At 62.9% G+C, this 14349-nt stretch carries 13 protein-coding genes and 1 tRNA gene; 6 read left to right on the forward strand and 8 right to left on the reverse strand.

What is annotated here, in order from left to right:
* The first annotated feature begins 79 nt into the window (after nucleotides 1-79).
* The 4 genes from htpG (at nucleotide 80) to ACF3ND_RS02525 (ending at nucleotide 6476) form a co-directional block, all read left to right on the forward strand.
* Nucleotides 80-1984 carry a molecular chaperone HtpG gene (gene htpG / locus ACF3ND_RS02510; RefSeq protein WP_394063931.1) on the forward strand — a complete coding sequence of 635 codons (1905 nt, stop codon included), beginning with the start codon at nucleotides 80-82 and terminating at the stop codon, nucleotides 1982-1984.
* Nucleotides 1985-2364: 380 nt separating this feature from the next.
* Entirely contained in the window at nucleotides 2365-4560 is a 2196-nt protein-coding gene (locus ACF3ND_RS02515) for a TonB-dependent receptor (protein WP_394063933.1), read from the forward strand.
* 102 nt (nucleotides 4561-4662) lie between these two features.
* A complete protein-coding gene (locus ACF3ND_RS02520; RefSeq protein ID WP_394063935.1) occupies nucleotides 4663-5343 on the forward strand; it encodes a Fe2+-dependent dioxygenase in 681 nt (226 codons plus the stop codon).
* The gene (locus tag ACF3ND_RS02525) at nucleotides 5328-6476 is read left to right on the forward strand and encodes an alpha-hydroxy acid oxidase (RefSeq protein ID WP_394063937.1); all 1149 of its coding nucleotides are present in this window, start codon (nucleotides 5328-5330) and stop codon (nucleotides 6474-6476) included. The genes ACF3ND_RS02520 and ACF3ND_RS02525 overlap by 16 nt, the downstream gene beginning before the upstream one ends.
* Here ACF3ND_RS02525 and ampD read toward each other — a convergent pair.
* The 3 genes from ampD to ACF3ND_RS02540 are packed head-to-tail and all read right to left on the reverse strand — an operon-like array spanning nucleotide 6464 to nucleotide 8171.
* Nucleotides 6464-7069, reverse strand: coding sequence for a 1,6-anhydro-N-acetylmuramyl-L-alanine amidase AmpD (ampD, locus tag ACF3ND_RS02530; RefSeq protein ID WP_394063939.1), 606 nt, complete (start codon nucleotides 7067-7069; stop codon nucleotides 6464-6466). The genes ACF3ND_RS02525 and ampD overlap by 13 nt on opposite strands.
* 6 nt (nucleotides 7070-7075) lie before the next feature.
* A complete protein-coding gene (locus ACF3ND_RS02535) occupies nucleotides 7076-7327 on the reverse strand; it encodes a PP0621 family protein (protein WP_394063941.1) in 252 nt (83 codons plus the stop codon).
* On the reverse strand, nucleotides 7320-8171 hold the full coding sequence (locus ACF3ND_RS02540) for an inner membrane protein YpjD (RefSeq protein WP_394063943.1): 852 nt from the start codon (nucleotides 8169-8171) through the stop codon (nucleotides 7320-7322). The genes ACF3ND_RS02535 and ACF3ND_RS02540 overlap by 8 nt, the downstream gene beginning before the upstream one ends.
* A 103-nt stretch (nucleotides 8172-8274) precedes the next feature.
* On the opposite strand from ACF3ND_RS02540, the gene ffh reads away from it, so the two are divergent.
* The gene (gene ffh / locus ACF3ND_RS02545) at nucleotides 8275-9699 is read left to right on the forward strand and encodes a signal recognition particle protein (RefSeq protein ID WP_394063945.1); all 1425 of its coding nucleotides are present in this window, start codon (nucleotides 8275-8277) and stop codon (nucleotides 9697-9699) included.
* Between the two features lie 67 nt (nucleotides 9700-9766).
* Here the strand turns inward: ffh and lysM are convergent, their stop codons facing one another.
* From lysM to trmB, 4 genes are all read right to left on the reverse strand, one after another.
* The gene (lysM, locus tag ACF3ND_RS02550; RefSeq protein ID WP_394063947.1) at nucleotides 9767-10210 is read right to left on the reverse strand and encodes a peptidoglycan-binding protein LysM; all 444 of its coding nucleotides are present in this window, start codon (nucleotides 10208-10210) and stop codon (nucleotides 9767-9769) included.
* A 128-nt stretch (nucleotides 10211-10338) separates the two neighbouring features.
* The gene (gene thiS / locus ACF3ND_RS02555) at nucleotides 10339-10539 is read right to left on the reverse strand and encodes a sulfur carrier protein ThiS (RefSeq protein WP_394063949.1); all 201 of its coding nucleotides are present in this window, start codon (nucleotides 10537-10539) and stop codon (nucleotides 10339-10341) included.
* A 44-nt stretch (nucleotides 10540-10583) separates the two neighbouring features.
* Nucleotides 10584-11531 carry a prolyl aminopeptidase gene (gene pip, locus ACF3ND_RS02560; RefSeq protein WP_394063950.1) on the reverse strand — a complete coding sequence of 316 codons (948 nt, stop codon included), beginning with the start codon at nucleotides 11529-11531 and terminating at the stop codon, nucleotides 10584-10586.
* The gene (trmB, locus tag ACF3ND_RS02565; protein WP_394063952.1) at nucleotides 11528-12295 is read right to left on the reverse strand and encodes a tRNA (guanosine(46)-N7)-methyltransferase TrmB; all 768 of its coding nucleotides are present in this window, start codon (nucleotides 12293-12295) and stop codon (nucleotides 11528-11530) included. The genes pip and trmB overlap by 4 nt, the downstream gene beginning before the upstream one ends.
* A 198-nt stretch (nucleotides 12296-12493) precedes the next feature.
* On the opposite strand from trmB, the gene ACF3ND_RS02570 reads away from it, so the two are divergent.
* Nucleotides 12494-12567 (forward strand) — tRNA-Gly (locus ACF3ND_RS02570).
* 415 nt (nucleotides 12568-12982) lie between these two features.
* Here ACF3ND_RS02570 and ACF3ND_RS02575 read toward each other — a convergent pair.
* Complete coding sequence (locus tag ACF3ND_RS02575) at nucleotides 12983-13870, reverse strand: hypothetical protein (protein ID WP_394063954.1); 888 nt, start codon at nucleotides 13868-13870, stop codon at nucleotides 12983-12985.
* Between the last annotated feature and the right edge of the window lie 479 nt (nucleotides 13871-14349).

The following is a 14349-nucleotide window of genomic DNA, read 5'->3' on the forward strand; positions in this document are numbered from 1 at the left end:
TACCACGCCCCGCCCCTATCTGCCTGAGATAGGGCGCGCTGAAGGCGCGTGGCATTCAACCATTCTTTGCTTCATCACCATGAGCCAGACCGACACTGCGAATATGTCCGAAACCCTGGGTTTCCAGGCTGAAGTCAAACAGCTGTTGCACCTGATGATCCACTCGCTGTACAGCAACAAGGAAATCTTCCTGCGCGAGCTGGTATCCAATGCGTCCGACGCCTGCGACAAGCTGCGCTTCGAAGCCCTCGACAATCCCGCCCTGCTGCAGGGCGACGCCGAGCTGCGCATCCGCGTGGATTTCGACAAGGAACAGCGCACCATCACCATCGCCGACAACGGCATCGGCATGTCGCGCGATGAAGCCATCGCCAACCTGGGCACCATTGCGCGTTCGGGCACCAAGGAGTTCTTTTCCCAACTGACCGGCGACAAGCAGAAGGACACGCAGCTCATCGGCCAGTTCGGCGTGGGCTTCTATTCGTCCTTCATCGTGGCCGACAAGGTCTCCGTGCTGACGCGCCGCGCCGGCCAGGACCAGGAAGCCGTGCTGTGGGAGTCGACCGGCGAAGGCGAATTCACCATTGCCGCCGCGGAAAAAGCCGAGCGAGGCACCACCATCACCCTGCACCTGCGCGAGGGCGAGGATGATTTCCTGGACGGCTGGCGCCTGCGCAACGTGCTGCGCCGCTATTCCGACCACATCTCCCTGCCTGTGCAGATGCGCAAGGAAGAGTGGGACGAGGACAAGAAGGAGCAGGTCAAGGGGGACGAGTGGGAAAGCGTCAACCAGGCAAGCGCCCTGTGGACGCGATCCAAGTCCGAGATCACCGACGAGCAGTACCAGGAGTTCTACAAGCACATCGCCCACGACTACGACAATCCCCTGGCCTGGACGCATAACCGCGTCGAAGGCCGCAGCGAATACACCCAACTGCTGTTCGTGCCCAAGCATGCGCCTTTCGACTTGTGGGACCGGGACGCGCGCCGCGGCGTGAAGCTGTACGTCAAGCGCGTCTTCATCATGGACGACGCCGAACAACTGCTGCCCGCCTACCTGCGCTTCGTGCGCGGGGTCATCGATTCGGCCGACCTGCCGCTGAACGTGTCGCGCGAAATCCTCCAGGAAAGCCGTGACGTGCGCGCCATCCGCGAAGGCAGCGCCAAGCGCGTGCTGTCCCTGCTGGAAGACCTGGCGGAGAACCAACCCGAACAATACGCCGAATTCTGGAGCCAGTTCGGCCAGGTCCTCAAGGAAGGCACGGGCGAGGACCTGGGCAATCAGGCGCGCATTGCCGCCTTGCTGCGCTTTGCTTCCACGCATCAGGAAGGCTCGGCCCAGACCGTGTCCTTTGCCGATTACATAGGCCGCATGAAGGAAGGCCAGGACAAGATCTACTACGTCACGGCCGATTCCTTCGCCGCCGCCGCGAACAGCCCGCACCTGGAAGTGTTCCGCAAGAAAGGCATCGAAGTGCTGCTGATGTCCGACCGCGTGGATGAATGGATGCTGTCCTACCTGCGTGAATTCGAGGGCAAGCCCCTGGTATCCGTGGCCAAGGGCGGCCTGGACCTGGACGCGCTGGCCGACGAAGAGGAAAAGAAGCATCAGGCCGAAGTGGCCGAGACCTTCAAGCCTCTGGTGGAGCGCCTGCAGGCCTCCCTGGGCGAGAAGGTCAAGGAAGTGCGCATCACGGCGCGCCTGGTGGATTCGCCTGCCTGCGTGGTGGTGGATGCCAACGAGCTCAGCCCGCACCTGCTGCGCATGCTGCAGGCGGCCGGCCAGCAGGCGCCGGAGGTCAAGCCCATACTGGAGATCAACCCCGACCATGAACTGATCGCCAAAGTGCAGGCTGCCGACGACGCCCAGTTCAGCGAATGGGCCTTGTTGCTGCTGGAGCAGGCCATGCTGGCTGAAGGCGCATCCCTGCAGGATCCCGCCAGCTTCGTCAAGCGCGTCAATCGACTGCTGCTGAATCTGTAAGACCCCGTCCGTCGTGACGGACCAGGCCCCGCTTCCTGAAAAGGGAGCGGGGCTTTTCCATGCTTGCGTGACAGGAGGACGCCGTGTTCAAGTGCTCAGCCCCTTCATCGCAGGGTTTGGAATTGACAAGGAACAAGAGTCGTTTTCATTCGCATTTTGATGCGTATCCGCAACATTTTCAGATAAGAAACAGCTTTCAAATACCTGAATTCAGGAAAACGTCAATTTCTGCTTGGGTTCGTTAATAAGAATGATTAACATTAGCGTCGCTAATACCAACCACACGCTTTAGACGCAAACATCTTCCATCACCCGGCTTTCGGCGTGTAAGGGGGGAGCTTTTGCCTTTAAAAAGCGGTATACCTATCCCGGAGCTGGTGATGTCCTTTATCTCTGCCCAGCCGCCTCGCCGATTTGCCGAGACGGTTTTATCCGCTGCTCTTTTCACGGCCCTGGCCAGCCCCGCCCTGGCCCAATCCGCCGACCCCGGCGTGACCGAACTGAAATCCATCCGTGTGCAGGGTTCCTCCGGCGCCAACGATATTGACGGCTTCCAGGCCCACAAGGCGCAATCGGTCAAGTTTTCCGAGTCCTTGCTGAACACGCCGCGCTCCATCACCGTGATTCCCGAAGAGGTCATCAAGGACCGCGGCGCTACCTCCCTGCAGGACGTGCTGCGCACGACGCCCGGCATCACGCTGGGTTCGGGCGAGGGCGGCACGCCCGTGGGCGATCGCCCCTTCATTCGCGGCTATGAAGCCAGTACCGACATCTTCATCGACGGCGTGCGCGACTATGCGCGCGGCTCGCACGAGACCTTCAACCTGGAGTCGGTGGAAGTGCTCAAGGGGCCCAGCTCGGCCTTTACTGGACGCGGCGGCACCGGCGGCAGCCTGAACCTGGTCACCAAGACGCCCAAGCTGAAGGACTTCTTCGAAGTGCAGGCCGGCTATGGCACCTCCGACCAGCACCGGTTCACGGCCGACGGCAACTATGCCTTTTCCGAAACGGGCGCCATCCGCCTGAACCTGATGCGCATGGGCGGGGACGTTCCCGGCCGCGACGGCGTCAAGATCGATCGCTGGGGCATCGCGCCTTCCATCGCTTTCGGCCTGGGCACGCCGACCCGCGTCACCCTGTCCTATTCCCGCCTGGAGAACAAGGACATGCCGGACCTGGGCTTTCCCTTCAAGAATGCCGCCAATCCCGGCCGCGACACGCCCCTGGAGGCGGACCGCGACAATTTCTACGGCCGTCGCAATGTGGACTTCCGCAAGTACACCGCGGATACCGCCTCGGCGGATATCGAGCACGACCTGAACGACCGCTTCACCGTGCGCAACGTGACGCGTTACAGCAAGACGCTGAACCACTACCTGATGACGCGCCCGTCCTTCGACAATTGCACGGCCGCTTCGGGCGGCGCCTGCGCGACCGAAGGCGAAGGCCTGCAGTTCCGCCGCGACGACCGCCTGAACTACCGCGTGTCCGAATCCCTGGTCAACCAGACCGACATCTACGGCAGCTTCAATACGGGCTCGCTCAAGCATGACATCGTGGCCGGCGTGGAATTCAGCAAGGAGGAAATCTCCAACAAGGCGATGACGGGCGGCCCGGGCCGCGACACGGATTCCTTCTACAACCCGAACCCCAACCGCGATTACAGCTACTCCCTGCAATACGGTCCCAAGACCAAGACCGGCGACATAAAAACGCGTTCGGCCTATGTCTTTGACACCATCACCATCAATGACCAGTGGATGGTGAACGGCGGCCTGCGTTTTGATCGTTTCGAAGCGGACAATACGAAGGACTCGCGCAAGGACGACATGTGGAACTACCAGTTGGGCGTGGTGTACAAGCCGGCGCCCAATGGATCCATCTACCTGAGCTACGGCACATCGTCCAATCCGACCGGCGAGAACCTGGGGCAGGCGGGTAACGCCGACGGCTCTGCGGGGGGAGCAGCCATACGCGAGCTGAAGCCTGAGCGCAGCCAGAGCTGGGAGCTGGGCACCAAGTGGGACGTGGCGGATGAGAAGCTGTCCCTGACGGCGGCCCTCTTCCAGACCGACAAGAAGGATGCGCGTTCCACCGATCCGCTGACGGGCGATGTGTCCCTGAGCGGCAGCAACCGGGTGCGCGGCCTGGAACTGGGCGCGGCCGGCGCCATCACGCCCAAGTGGAATATCTGGGCCGGCTACACCTACCTGGATCCCAAGATCAAGAAGTACCGCAATGGCGCCAACGTCTATGACGGCAATCAGATGAAGTTCATCGCCAAGCAGAGCTTCAACGTCTGGACGACCTACAAGGTCCTGCCCGAGCTGACGCTGGGCGCGGGCGCCACGTATGTGGGCAAGCGCTTCGTGGACGACGCCAATGAGTTGAAGCTGCCGTCCTACTGGCGTTACGATGCCATGGCGCGCTACGACGTGAACAAGAACATCGCCTTGCAGTTCAATGTGAACAACATCAGCAATGTGCGCATGTATGATGCTTCCCACGTCGGCATTTTCGCCAACGTGGGCCCCGGCCGCTCCTATATGCTGAATGCGACCTACCGCTTCGAGTAAGCACGTCGTTTCGATGTAGAGCGGGACGGGCCGCCTTTCGGGGCGGCCTGTCCTTTTTCGGGCCGGCCAAGGCCTTTTTCATATTTGTCCTGCAGGTGCCCCATGCTGATCACCATCCCCGATGTCCTGAACGTCGAACAGCTGCGTGAATGCCGCCAGGCGCTGGAGCAGGCGCAGTGGGAGGACGGGCGCAAGACGGCGGGCTACCTGGCCCAGCAGAGCAAGAGCAATCTGCAGCTGCCGCTGGATCATCCCATGGCCCGCCAGATGGGCGAATTCCTGATGCATGTGCTCGGCCAGCACAGCGGCTTCATCGCCGCCGCCCTGCCGCTGCGCATGCTGCCGCCGCGCTTCAACCGCTACGAGGGCGGGGGACAGTACGGCAATCACATCGACAACGCCATCTTTACCGTGCCGGGCACCAGCCAGCGCTTGCGCACGGACGTGTCCACGACGTTGTTCTTCAGTGATCCGGACGAATATGAAGGCGGCGAGCTGATCATCGAAGACGTCTATGGAAGCCAGTCGGTCAAGCTGCCCGCCGGGCACATGGTGGTCTACCCGGGCACCAGCCTGCACCGTGTCGAGCCGGTCACCAAAGGTACGCGCTACGCGTCTTTCTTCTGGACGCAGAGCATGGTGCGTCACGCGCACCAGCGCAAGCTGCTCTGGGAGCTGGACCAGAGCATCCAGCAGCTGGCCGGGCAGGGGGCCGACCCGCAGGAGCTGTCCCGCCTGACCGGCATCTACCATAATCTGCTGCGCGAATGGAGCGACGTCTGATCCACTGGAGCCTGAAGACCATGCCGCAAGACCGTCTCCCGCCTCTGGCCAGCATACCCGCCGACATCGCCAGCCTGGCCGACTACGAACCTTATGCCCGTGAGCGCATGACGCCAGGCGCCTGGGCTTACATCAGCGGCGGTGCGGCGGACGAGCTGACTGTGCGGGACAATCTGGACAGTTACCGCCGCTGGAAGCTGTGGCCGGCGGCGCTGGGCCAGTTCGACCAGCCCTCGACGCGGCTGGAGCTGCTGGGCCAGAGTCTGGCCTACCCCGTTCTGCTCGCGCCCGTGGCCTACCAGCGCCTGGCGCATCCCCAGGGTGAGCTGGCCAGCGTGCTGGGGGCGGGCGCCATGGGCGCGGTCAGCATCATCAGCATGGAGGCCAGCCATTCTTTCGAGGATATCGCCGCCCATGCCCACGCGCCCTTGTGGGCGCAGTGGTACTGGCATGCGGATCGCGATTTCATGCTGGAGCTGCTGCGCAGGGTGGAAGCGGCGGGCTACCGGGCACTGGTGTTCACGGTGGACGCCGCCGTCAACGGCGTGCGCAATCGCGAGCAGCGCGCCGGCTTCGTCTTGCCGCCGGATATCGAGGCCGTGAATCTGCGCGGCGCCGGCACGCTGGGCGCGGTGCTGGGGGCGGCCGGCAGCAGCCCGCTGTTCGGCAGCGGCCTGCTGGATCGGGCCCCGACCTGGGACGATCTGGCGTGGCTGGCGCGGGAAAGCCGCCTGCCGGTGCTGGTCAAAGGCGTGATGCGGCCCAGGGACGCCGTACGGGCGCTGGAGAGCGGCGCGGCCGGCGTGGTGGTGTCCAATCACGGCGGCCGCAACCTGGATGGCGCGCCCACGGCCCTGGATGTGCTGGCGCAGGTGTGCCAAGCCGTCCAGGGACGCGCGCCGGTCCTGATGGACGGCGGCATACGGCGCGGAACGGACGTGCTCAAGGCCCTGGCGCTGGGCGCCAAGGCGGTGCTGGTGGGCCGACCTTATGTCTACGGCCTGGCGGCCGCGGGCGCGGCCGGGGTGGCCCATGTCCTGCACATTCTGCGGGCGGAGCTGGAAGTGGCCATGGCCTTGACGGGCTGCAACGATCTGGCAGCCATCGGGCCGGACGTGCTCTACCGGTCCTGAGCGCCCTCGGGCAGGGCGGCCGCCGGCCAGCCGTGCTCGCGCGCCAGGCGGCGCCAGTCGAAGTGCGGGCCGGGGTCGGTCTTGCGGCCGGGCGCGATGTGTTCGTGGCCGCGCACGTGGCGCAGGCTGTGCCGCATGCGCAGGGCGCGGCTCAGGCGCGCCAGTTCCCGGTATTGCGCTTCCGTGAAGGGCACGAAGTCGCTGCCTTCCAGTTCTATGCCGATGGAAAAGTCATTGCAGCGTTCGCGTTCCTGAAAGCGGGAGACGCCGGCGTGCCAGGCGCGCCGCGTGGTGGGCACGAACTGGATGATGTGGCCGTTGCGCTGGATCAGGAAATGCGCCGACACGTTCAGCTCGCGTATGTTCTCGAACCAGGGATGGGCGCTGAAGTCCAGGCGGTTCTGGAAGAAGTCGCGGATGTAGGGGCCGCCGAACTCGTTGGGCGGCAGGCTGATGTTGTGCAGCACGAGCAGCGTCGGGGTGTCGCCTTCGGGCCGCTCGTCGTGGTTGGGCGAGAGCGCGCGCGTCACGTTGGCGTGGGGCATCAGCCAGCCCTGCCGGTCCAGGTCGTAGGCGTGGTGCATGCGGGCCATGGCGTTCTATTGACGCGGACCGCGCTTGGCATGCTCCAGGCTGCACCAGGTGTGATGGTTGCTCATCAGCGCCTCGGAGCGGGGCAGGTGTATGCCGCAGTGGGCGCAGCGCACCATGGGTTCGGTGCCGCCGCGCGCGCGCGGCGGGCGCATGGCGGGGTTGGGCGGGTTCTTCTTGCGGGCCTTGTTTTGCGACACGATGCGGGCAATGATCATGCCCGCCAGAATGACGATCACCCAGAATAACGCTTTACCCAATTGTCCCTCGCTGCAGAATCACTTCCAGCACGAAACGGCTGCCCGTGTAGGCCAGGAGCAGGAAGGCAAAGCCCGCCAGCGTCCAGCGCAAGGCGATGCGGCCGCGCCATCCGTACTGTTTTCGTCCCCATAATAAGCCACCAAATGTAACCCAGGACAGCAGGGTGAAGATGGTTTTGTGGTCAGCAGGCAGCAATTTGCCGTCCACGGCCAGGGAAACGGCGGCGCCGCTCAGGATGGTCAGGGTCAGGATGAAGAAGGAGACCCGAATCAGGCGAAACAGCAATTCCTCCTGGACCAGCAGGGGCGGCATGGTGTCCAGGGCGCGGCTGAGCAGGCCGCGATGCTCTTCCTGCTGGATGGGGCGGTGCAGCTGGCGGTCCAGCGCGGTCATCAGGATGGCGTGCAGGGCGGCCACCGTGCTCAGGCCGTAGGCCACCAGGGCGATCATCAGGTGGATGCGCAGCCACTCGTTACCGGCATGGTTGACGATGTGGCCTTGCGGAAAAGCGATGGCCAGCAGGCTGACCACCGTGGCCGCAGGCAGTAGAATCAGCAGCAGGCTGTCCAGCCGCAGATACAGGCTCTGGAACCAGAAGACCACCATGCCCAGCCATATGGCGGCCGACAGCGCCAGCGCCCAGCTCAGGTGCAGGCCGTGCGGCAGCACGATGGTCAGCAGCAGGCCCGCGCCGTGCACGATGATGGCGCACAGCAGCGCGATCCGGCTGGGCGCGTTCAGCGCCGTGCGGGCGCTGCCTTGTGTCAGCGGACGCCACAGCGAGATCGAAAGCACGATGTATGCCAGCGCGGCGAGCAAGTGAAATACAATACTTGCAGACATAAGTCCCGGATTTCCTGAAAGACAGTACGGGGCGTACCCCAAGCGGCCATTTTATTCTTATTCGTAGACCACACGATAACCTAGTTTAAGCGAACCCACCCCTATGTTTGAAAATCTGACCCAGCGTATGTCCCGCGTGGTGAAAACCATGCGCGGACAGGCTCGCCTGACCGAGTCCAACACCCAGGACATGCTGCGGGAAGTCCGCCTGGCCCTGCTGGAGGCCGATGTGGCGTTGCCCGTGGTGCGCGACTTCGTGGCGCGGGTCAAGGAGAAGGCGCTGGGCCTGGAGGTGGCCGACAGCCTGAACCCCGGCCAGGCGCTGGTGGGCGTGGTCCACCAGGAACTGACCGCCCTGATGGGCGGGGACCTGGGCGAGGCCGCCAGCGAACTGTCGCTGGCCGCGCAGCCGCCGGCCGTCATCCTGATGGCGGGCCTGCAGGGCGCCGGCAAGACCACCACCACCGGCAAGCTGGCCAAGTGGCTGTCCGAAGGCGGGCACATCCAGCATGGCCGCAAGACGGGCAAGAAAAAGGTGCTGGTGGTCAGCGCCGACGTGTATCGCCCGGCCGCCATCGAACAGCTCAAGACCGTGGCGGGGCAGGTCGGCGTGGAGTTCCTGCCGTCCGACCCCAGCCAGAAGCCCGAGGACATCGCCCGCAACGCGCTGGACCATGCCAAGCGCCACCACTTCGACGTGCTGATCGTCGACACGGCCGGCCGCCTGGGCGTGGACGAGGCCATGATGCGCGAGATCCGCGCCCTGTACGATCTGCTGACTCCCATCGAGACCTTGTTCGTGGTCGACGCCATGCAGGGCCAGGACGCGGTCAATGTGGCCAAGGCCTTTGCGGACGCCCTGCCGCTGACCGGCGTGGTGCTGACCAAGCTGGACGGCGACGCGCGCGGCGGTGCGGCCCTGTCGGTACGCCACGTCACGGGCAAGCCCCTGAAGTTCGTGGGCGTGTCCGAGAAACTGGACGGCCTGGAGCCCTTCCACCCCGAGCGCATGGCCCAGCGCGTGCTGGGCATGGGCGATATCGTGTCCCTGGTGGAGCAGGCCCAGCGCAATATCGACATTGCCGAAGCCCAGAAGATCACCGACAAGATCAAGTCCGGCGACAAGTTCGACCTGAACGATTTCCGCGATCAGCTGCAACAGGTCAAGAAGCTGGGCGACATGGGCTCCCTGCTGGAGAAGCTGCCCGCCCAGTTCTCCCAGGCGGCCGCCCAGTTGCAGGGCGGGCAGGCCGAACAGCAGCTGCGCCGCACCGAAGGCATCCTGAATTCCATGACGCCGGCCGAACGCGCCAAGCCCGAGCTGCTCAAGGCCTCGCGCAAGCGCCGCATCGCCGCCGGCTCGGGCGTCACGGTGCAGGAGGTCAATCGCCTGCTCAATCAGTTCGAGCAGATGCAGGGCATGATGAAGCAGATGAAGAAAGGCGGCATGGCCAAGATGATGCGCGGCCTGGGCGGCATGGGCGCGCTCAAGGGCCTGGCCAAGAACGGCTTCAAGGGTTTTCGCTGACCCGTAGACGCCTTGACGCAAAAACGCCCGCGGAAGCGGGCGTTTTTTCTTGCGGGAAACCGTGGTCTTACAGCGCGGGGATGCGCAGCACCTGGCCGGGGTAGATCTTGTCGGGGTGGCTCAGCATGGGCTTGTTGGCCTCGAAGATCACGTTGTACTTGGCGCCGTTGGCCTTGCCGTAGTGCGCTTCGGCGATCTTCCACAGTGTGTCGCCCTTTTGCACGGTGTACATGGTGGCTTCGGGGGCGGGCTGCGCGACGCTCAACTGGTTGTCCACCTGGGAGACGCCCAGCGTGTTGCCCAGGGCCAGTACGATTTTCTCGGCCTGTTCCGTCGAGGCCGCCTGGCCGCTGACGGTGACCTTGTCGCCGTCCACGGCGATGTTCAGACCTTCAGCGGACAGTTGGTGCTTGTCCAGTTCTTTCCGGAGTTCGTCGGCGGTGGCGGCCTTGGCTTCGTTGGCGCCGAAAATCTTTTCACCGACTTCTTTTAGAAAACTGAATACGCCCATTGTTCTGCTCCTAAGTAAGGGTGGTGTCTGGTCGGCCGCCTGTCGGCGCCGACCTGTCCATTATGCCCGTTCCTTGGGAGCGTCGCTCTGCGCGAATGTCAGCAATTGTGCATTTTCGCCCTGGAGAATCAGCCTCCGCCCACGGCCACCACGATTTCGATCGTGTCCGAGTCCTTGATGGCGGTGGTGGCGTGCTGGCTTTTGGGCACGATGTCGCCGTTCAGCTCCACGGCGATGCGCTTGTTCTCGTAGCCCAGCTGGGCGATCAGTGCGGAGATGGTGTCGGTGTTCGACAAGGTCTTGTTCTGGCCGTTCAGGGTGATGTTCATGGCTGTCTCTGGTCGTGCCCGGCATCGATCCGGGAGCAAGTGTTTCAGGTGGCGAACTTCCGGGTAGCATTCAGCAGTTGCGCCAGGATACCCGGTTCGTCGTAGGCATGGCCGGCATCGGGCACCATGTGGAATTCGGCTTGCGGCCAGGCGCGGTGCAGTTCCCAGGCGGTGCGGGCGGGCGTGCAGACATCATAGCGTCCTTGTACGATCACGCCGGGAATCCCGTGCAGGCGATGGGCGTTTTTCAGAAGCTGGTCCGGCTCCAGGAAGCCGTGGTGCATGAAGTAGTGATTCTCGATGCGTGCAAAAGCCAGCGCCGTCTTGTCGGTGGAGTGCGAGTCCATGTGCGCCTGGCTGGGCAGCAGGGTAATGGTGCTGCTTTCCCACTGGGACCAGGCATGGGCGGCGCGCATCTGCTCGGCCGGGTCGGCGCCGGTCAGGCGCCTGTGGTAGGCCGTGATCAGGTCGTGGCGCTCGTTCTCGGGGATGGGCGCAAGGTAGCGCTCCCACAAGTCGGGGAAGAGCTGCGAGGCGCCTTCCTGGTAGAACCAGCGCAGTTCTTGCGGACGGGCCATGAAGATGCCGCGCACGACCAGTTCGCTGACGTGTTCGGGATGGGTCTGGGCATAGGCCAGCGCCAGCGTGGAGCCCCAGGAGCCGCCAAAGAGCAGCGCCTTGTCGGCCTTGAGCTTTTCCTGGCGCAGGCGCTCGATGTCGGCCACCAGGTGCCAGGTGGTATTGTCTTCCAGGCTGGCGTGCGGGTAGGAGCGCCCGCAGCCGCGCTGGTCGAACAGCAGCACATTGTATTTCTGCGGGTCGAACAGGCGGCGATGATCGACCGAACAGCCCGAGCCCGGGCCGCCGTGCAGGAAGATGGCCGGCTTGCCCTTCGGATTGCCGCAGAGCTCCCAGTAGATGTGATGGCCGTCGTCCGTATGCAGCATCCCTTGGGCATAGGGCTCGATAGGAGGATACAGGCGCGCGTTCATGCCTCTTTCCTGGGCCAGGTGAGTTCAGGGGCGGGTACGTCGTTGCGGGTGAAGATCAGGTCCCAGACGCCGTGGCCCAGGCGCAGCCCGCGGTTCTCGAACTTGGTCAGCGGACGGAAGTCGGGGCGCGGCGCATAGGCTTCGTGGGTATTGCTCAGCATGGGCTCGGCCGACAGCACCTCGAGCATCTGCTCGGCGTAGTTCTCCCAGTCCGTGGCGCAATGGATGTAGCCGCCTTTCTGCAGGCGGCTGACCAGCAGCTGGATGAAGGGCGCCTGCACCAGGCGGCGCTTGTGGTGGCGCTTCTTGGGCCAGGGGTCGGGGAAGTAGATGTGGATGCCGGCCAGGGTGCCGGGGCGGATCATGTCGCGCACCACTTCCACGGCGTCATGCTGGATGATGCGGATATTGCTGATCTGGTGTTCGTCGATGCGCTTGAGCAGGGCACCCACGCCGGCATTGAACACCTCCACGCCCAGGAAATTGTCGCCGGGGCGGGCCTGGGCGATCTTCTGGGTGGTCTCGCCCATGCCGAAGCCGATTTCGAGGATCACGGGATTGGCGTTGCCGAAGGTCGCCTCCAGGTTCAGCGTGCCGTCGCGGTAGGGCACGGACCACTGTGGCAGCAGGCGCGCCAGCGCTTCTTCCTGGCTGGGCGTGATGTGGGCGCGCCGATGCACGAAGCTGCGGATGTGCGTTTCGCCCGAATTGCTGGTTGATACGCTGGGCGACAGGAGTGATTGTTTTTCGGTGCTCGAGGTCATGGGATAAGGCGCGGGACATCGGCGATGACACGCGTATCAGCTAAAAATCGGGAAAACTCCATTGTAGTGAGTCTTGTCGCCGATTTCATGTCCGCGAGCATGAAAAAATCGCTGCCCGCGTGCGCACGGAGCGAAGATCGCGCTATAATTTTTTTCCCTTCGCGTCCGGCCGCTCGGCCTCTTGCGGCGCCATTCAGGGCGGGTGTAGTTCAATGGTAGAACGGCGGCTTCCCAAGCCTCAAGCGTGGGTTCGATTCCCATCACCCGCTCCAGCCCCTTTTTGTATTCCCTTCATTTCTCGGCACGGAAAGCGTCGTCGCGTCCCGGTCGGGCAAATCGCTGCGTATTTTGACGGATCGCGGTTCTCGAACGGACGCTGCATAGCTTCCAAGCCGAGCTCGATCCAGCAGGCCGGTCTGGCTGGGCGCTGTTCGCCATCCCTTGGACGAACGGACCTTCATGCAGGAGGGCGGTTGTCCGGCAAGGTTGTTTGAGCGCGCAATTGGTGCGGATGGTCAGCTCGAGGTCGGCATCGAACGTATCGGAGCTCTGTTGTGGCAGACGTCGAGGCGGCGATATGTTGTATCAATAAGTAACTTCAATGAATCGATTAATTTAAATTGCCACATTTATTGCTGACTTGTTTCTTGTCTGGAAACAATACACAGCATTTCCTGGACTGGAAATTCAACGCATTAATGAAGGCTTCCAAATGGCGAAAGGCTTGAAAAAAACATAGCCATACCGCCAGTCGCAATGCAAGGGCAGCATGCAGCCGGCATCCAGGCATTTGCGGTGCAATAGGCCGGCGGTGGTGGCAAAAGTGTCGCGTAGTTCGCCGATGTATTTTTTTGCGTGCACAAGCTGGGACCATCCAAGGCATCCGTGCTCGGTACGAAACAATAGGCCGAGAAATTTCTTCTCGTCCTGGGTCAGAAAAACATCCCGCCCATTTGGCATGGTCAGCCGGCTGTGGTCTTCATCCAGCAGCCACGGGACTGCTGCCAGCTTGTATCCAGCGTCCGCATGTTCAAGGGGGCGGGAGTGCGGCAGGCCTTCCTTGTATGCCGTCGTGCCCGCGCCCTGCCGCTTGGGCGGCGCCTTGGCGGCGCGGCGAGCGTCATGTGAAAGCGGGCGGCTTGTCCTGCGGGCTTCCGGCGAACGCGGATCTGCCCTCAGGGGCGCGGTGTCGTAGCGGCTCAGCAAGGCCTGCATGCATTTCAAGAATTTCTGCTTGTGCATGGGCAGGAGGATGCATTCGTCCGCACCTGCGGCAAGCGCCTGACGGCGTTGCGCAGGGTCTTTGAGCACCACGACGATGCCGGTCCTGTGCTGGGATTTCAGCTGCTTTATCAGGGCTGGCATGTCATGGTCCGGGGCGTCCATGGAGTCGATGACCAGCACATGCGCATGATTGGGTTTGCGTAGCGTAGCCAGCACCTCGTTGACATCGGTGGCGACACGGCCCGCGGCCCCGATGGACCAACTGATTTCCAGAAAATCCAGCAGTGTCATCGATGCATCCGATACGAACGGCTCGAGCAGCAGAACTGTCAGGACGCGGGTGAGGCGCATCAGCACGTCTCCTTTCCGAAATGGCCGGCTGCAGGGAGGCGGTGAAGCTCCAGCGCTGCTTTTATGATGGGCCGGGGCCTATGTGGCATTTGCGCGCCTTGTCGATGGCCTGCGCGCCGGGTGAGCGCGATGGAAATTCTCTGGAGCCCGCGCTGCAGGTTCGGAAGCGAAAAATACCAAAAATCAATACGCGCCCCATGACGGGCTGCTGAGCGAAATACAATCGCTCCTTTTTCCTAATTTATTTGTTGAAACAAAAAGGGATCCGTTTTGGGAAACTGTTATTTGATGTAAACAGATGTAGTGCCAAGCCTGAAAACGGCGATTGAACAAAAAAAGTAATCCCTTGTTCGAAGGGATCCCTTATTGTCAAGTTTTGGAATCAATGTCGTCGGCATCTGGAAAACTTTCGAGTTCGCCAGACTTACCGCAGAAGATCCCGGCACATCAGCGGCGATATGTGATTCCTCGGTGAGGAC

This window comes from Alcaligenes sp. WGS1538 (assembly GCF_043187505.1).
Classification (GTDB): Bacteria; Pseudomonadota; Gammaproteobacteria; order Burkholderiales; family Burkholderiaceae_B; genus Alcaligenes.

What these genes read in the sequence shown, in the direction of transcription:
- htpG (WP_394063931.1), top strand. Translation starts at nt 80, where the DNA reads ATGAGCCAGACCGACACTGCGAATATGTCCGAAACCCTGGGTTTCCAG.
- ACF3ND_RS02515 (WP_394063933.1), top strand. Translation starts at nt 2,365, where the DNA reads ATGTCCTTTATCTCTGCCCAGCCGCCTCGCCGATTTGCCGAGACGGTT.
- ACF3ND_RS02520 (WP_394063935.1), top strand. Translation starts at nt 4,663, where the DNA reads ATGCTGATCACCATCCCCGATGTCCTGAACGTCGAACAGCTGCGTGAA.
- ACF3ND_RS02525 (WP_394063937.1), top strand. Translation starts at nt 5,328, where the DNA reads ATGGAGCGACGTCTGATCCACTGGAGCCTGAAGACCATGCCGCAAGAC.
- ampD (WP_394063939.1), bottom strand. Translation starts at nt 7,069, where the DNA reads ATGGCCCGCATGCACCACGCCTACGACCTGGACCGGCAGGGCTGGCTG.
- ACF3ND_RS02540 (WP_394063943.1), bottom strand. Translation starts at nt 8,171, where the DNA reads ATGTCTGCAAGTATTGTATTTCACTTGCTCGCCGCGCTGGCATACATC.
- ffh (WP_394063945.1), top strand. Translation starts at nt 8,275, where the DNA reads ATGTTTGAAAATCTGACCCAGCGTATGTCCCGCGTGGTGAAAACCATG.
- lysM (WP_394063947.1), bottom strand. Translation starts at nt 10,210, where the DNA reads ATGGGCGTATTCAGTTTTCTAAAAGAAGTCGGTGAAAAGATTTTCGGC.
- thiS (WP_394063949.1), bottom strand. Translation starts at nt 10,539, where the DNA reads ATGAACATCACCCTGAACGGCCAGAACAAGACCTTGTCGAACACCGAC.
- pip (WP_394063950.1), bottom strand. Translation starts at nt 11,531, where the DNA reads ATGAACGCGCGCCTGTATCCTCCTATCGAGCCCTATGCCCAAGGGATG.
- trmB (WP_394063952.1), bottom strand. Translation starts at nt 12,295, where the DNA reads ATGACCTCGAGCACCGAAAAACAATCACTCCTGTCGCCCAGCGTATCA.
- ACF3ND_RS02575 (WP_394063954.1), bottom strand. Translation starts at nt 13,870, where the DNA reads ATGCGCCTCACCCGCGTCCTGACAGTTCTGCTGCTCGAGCCGTTCGTA.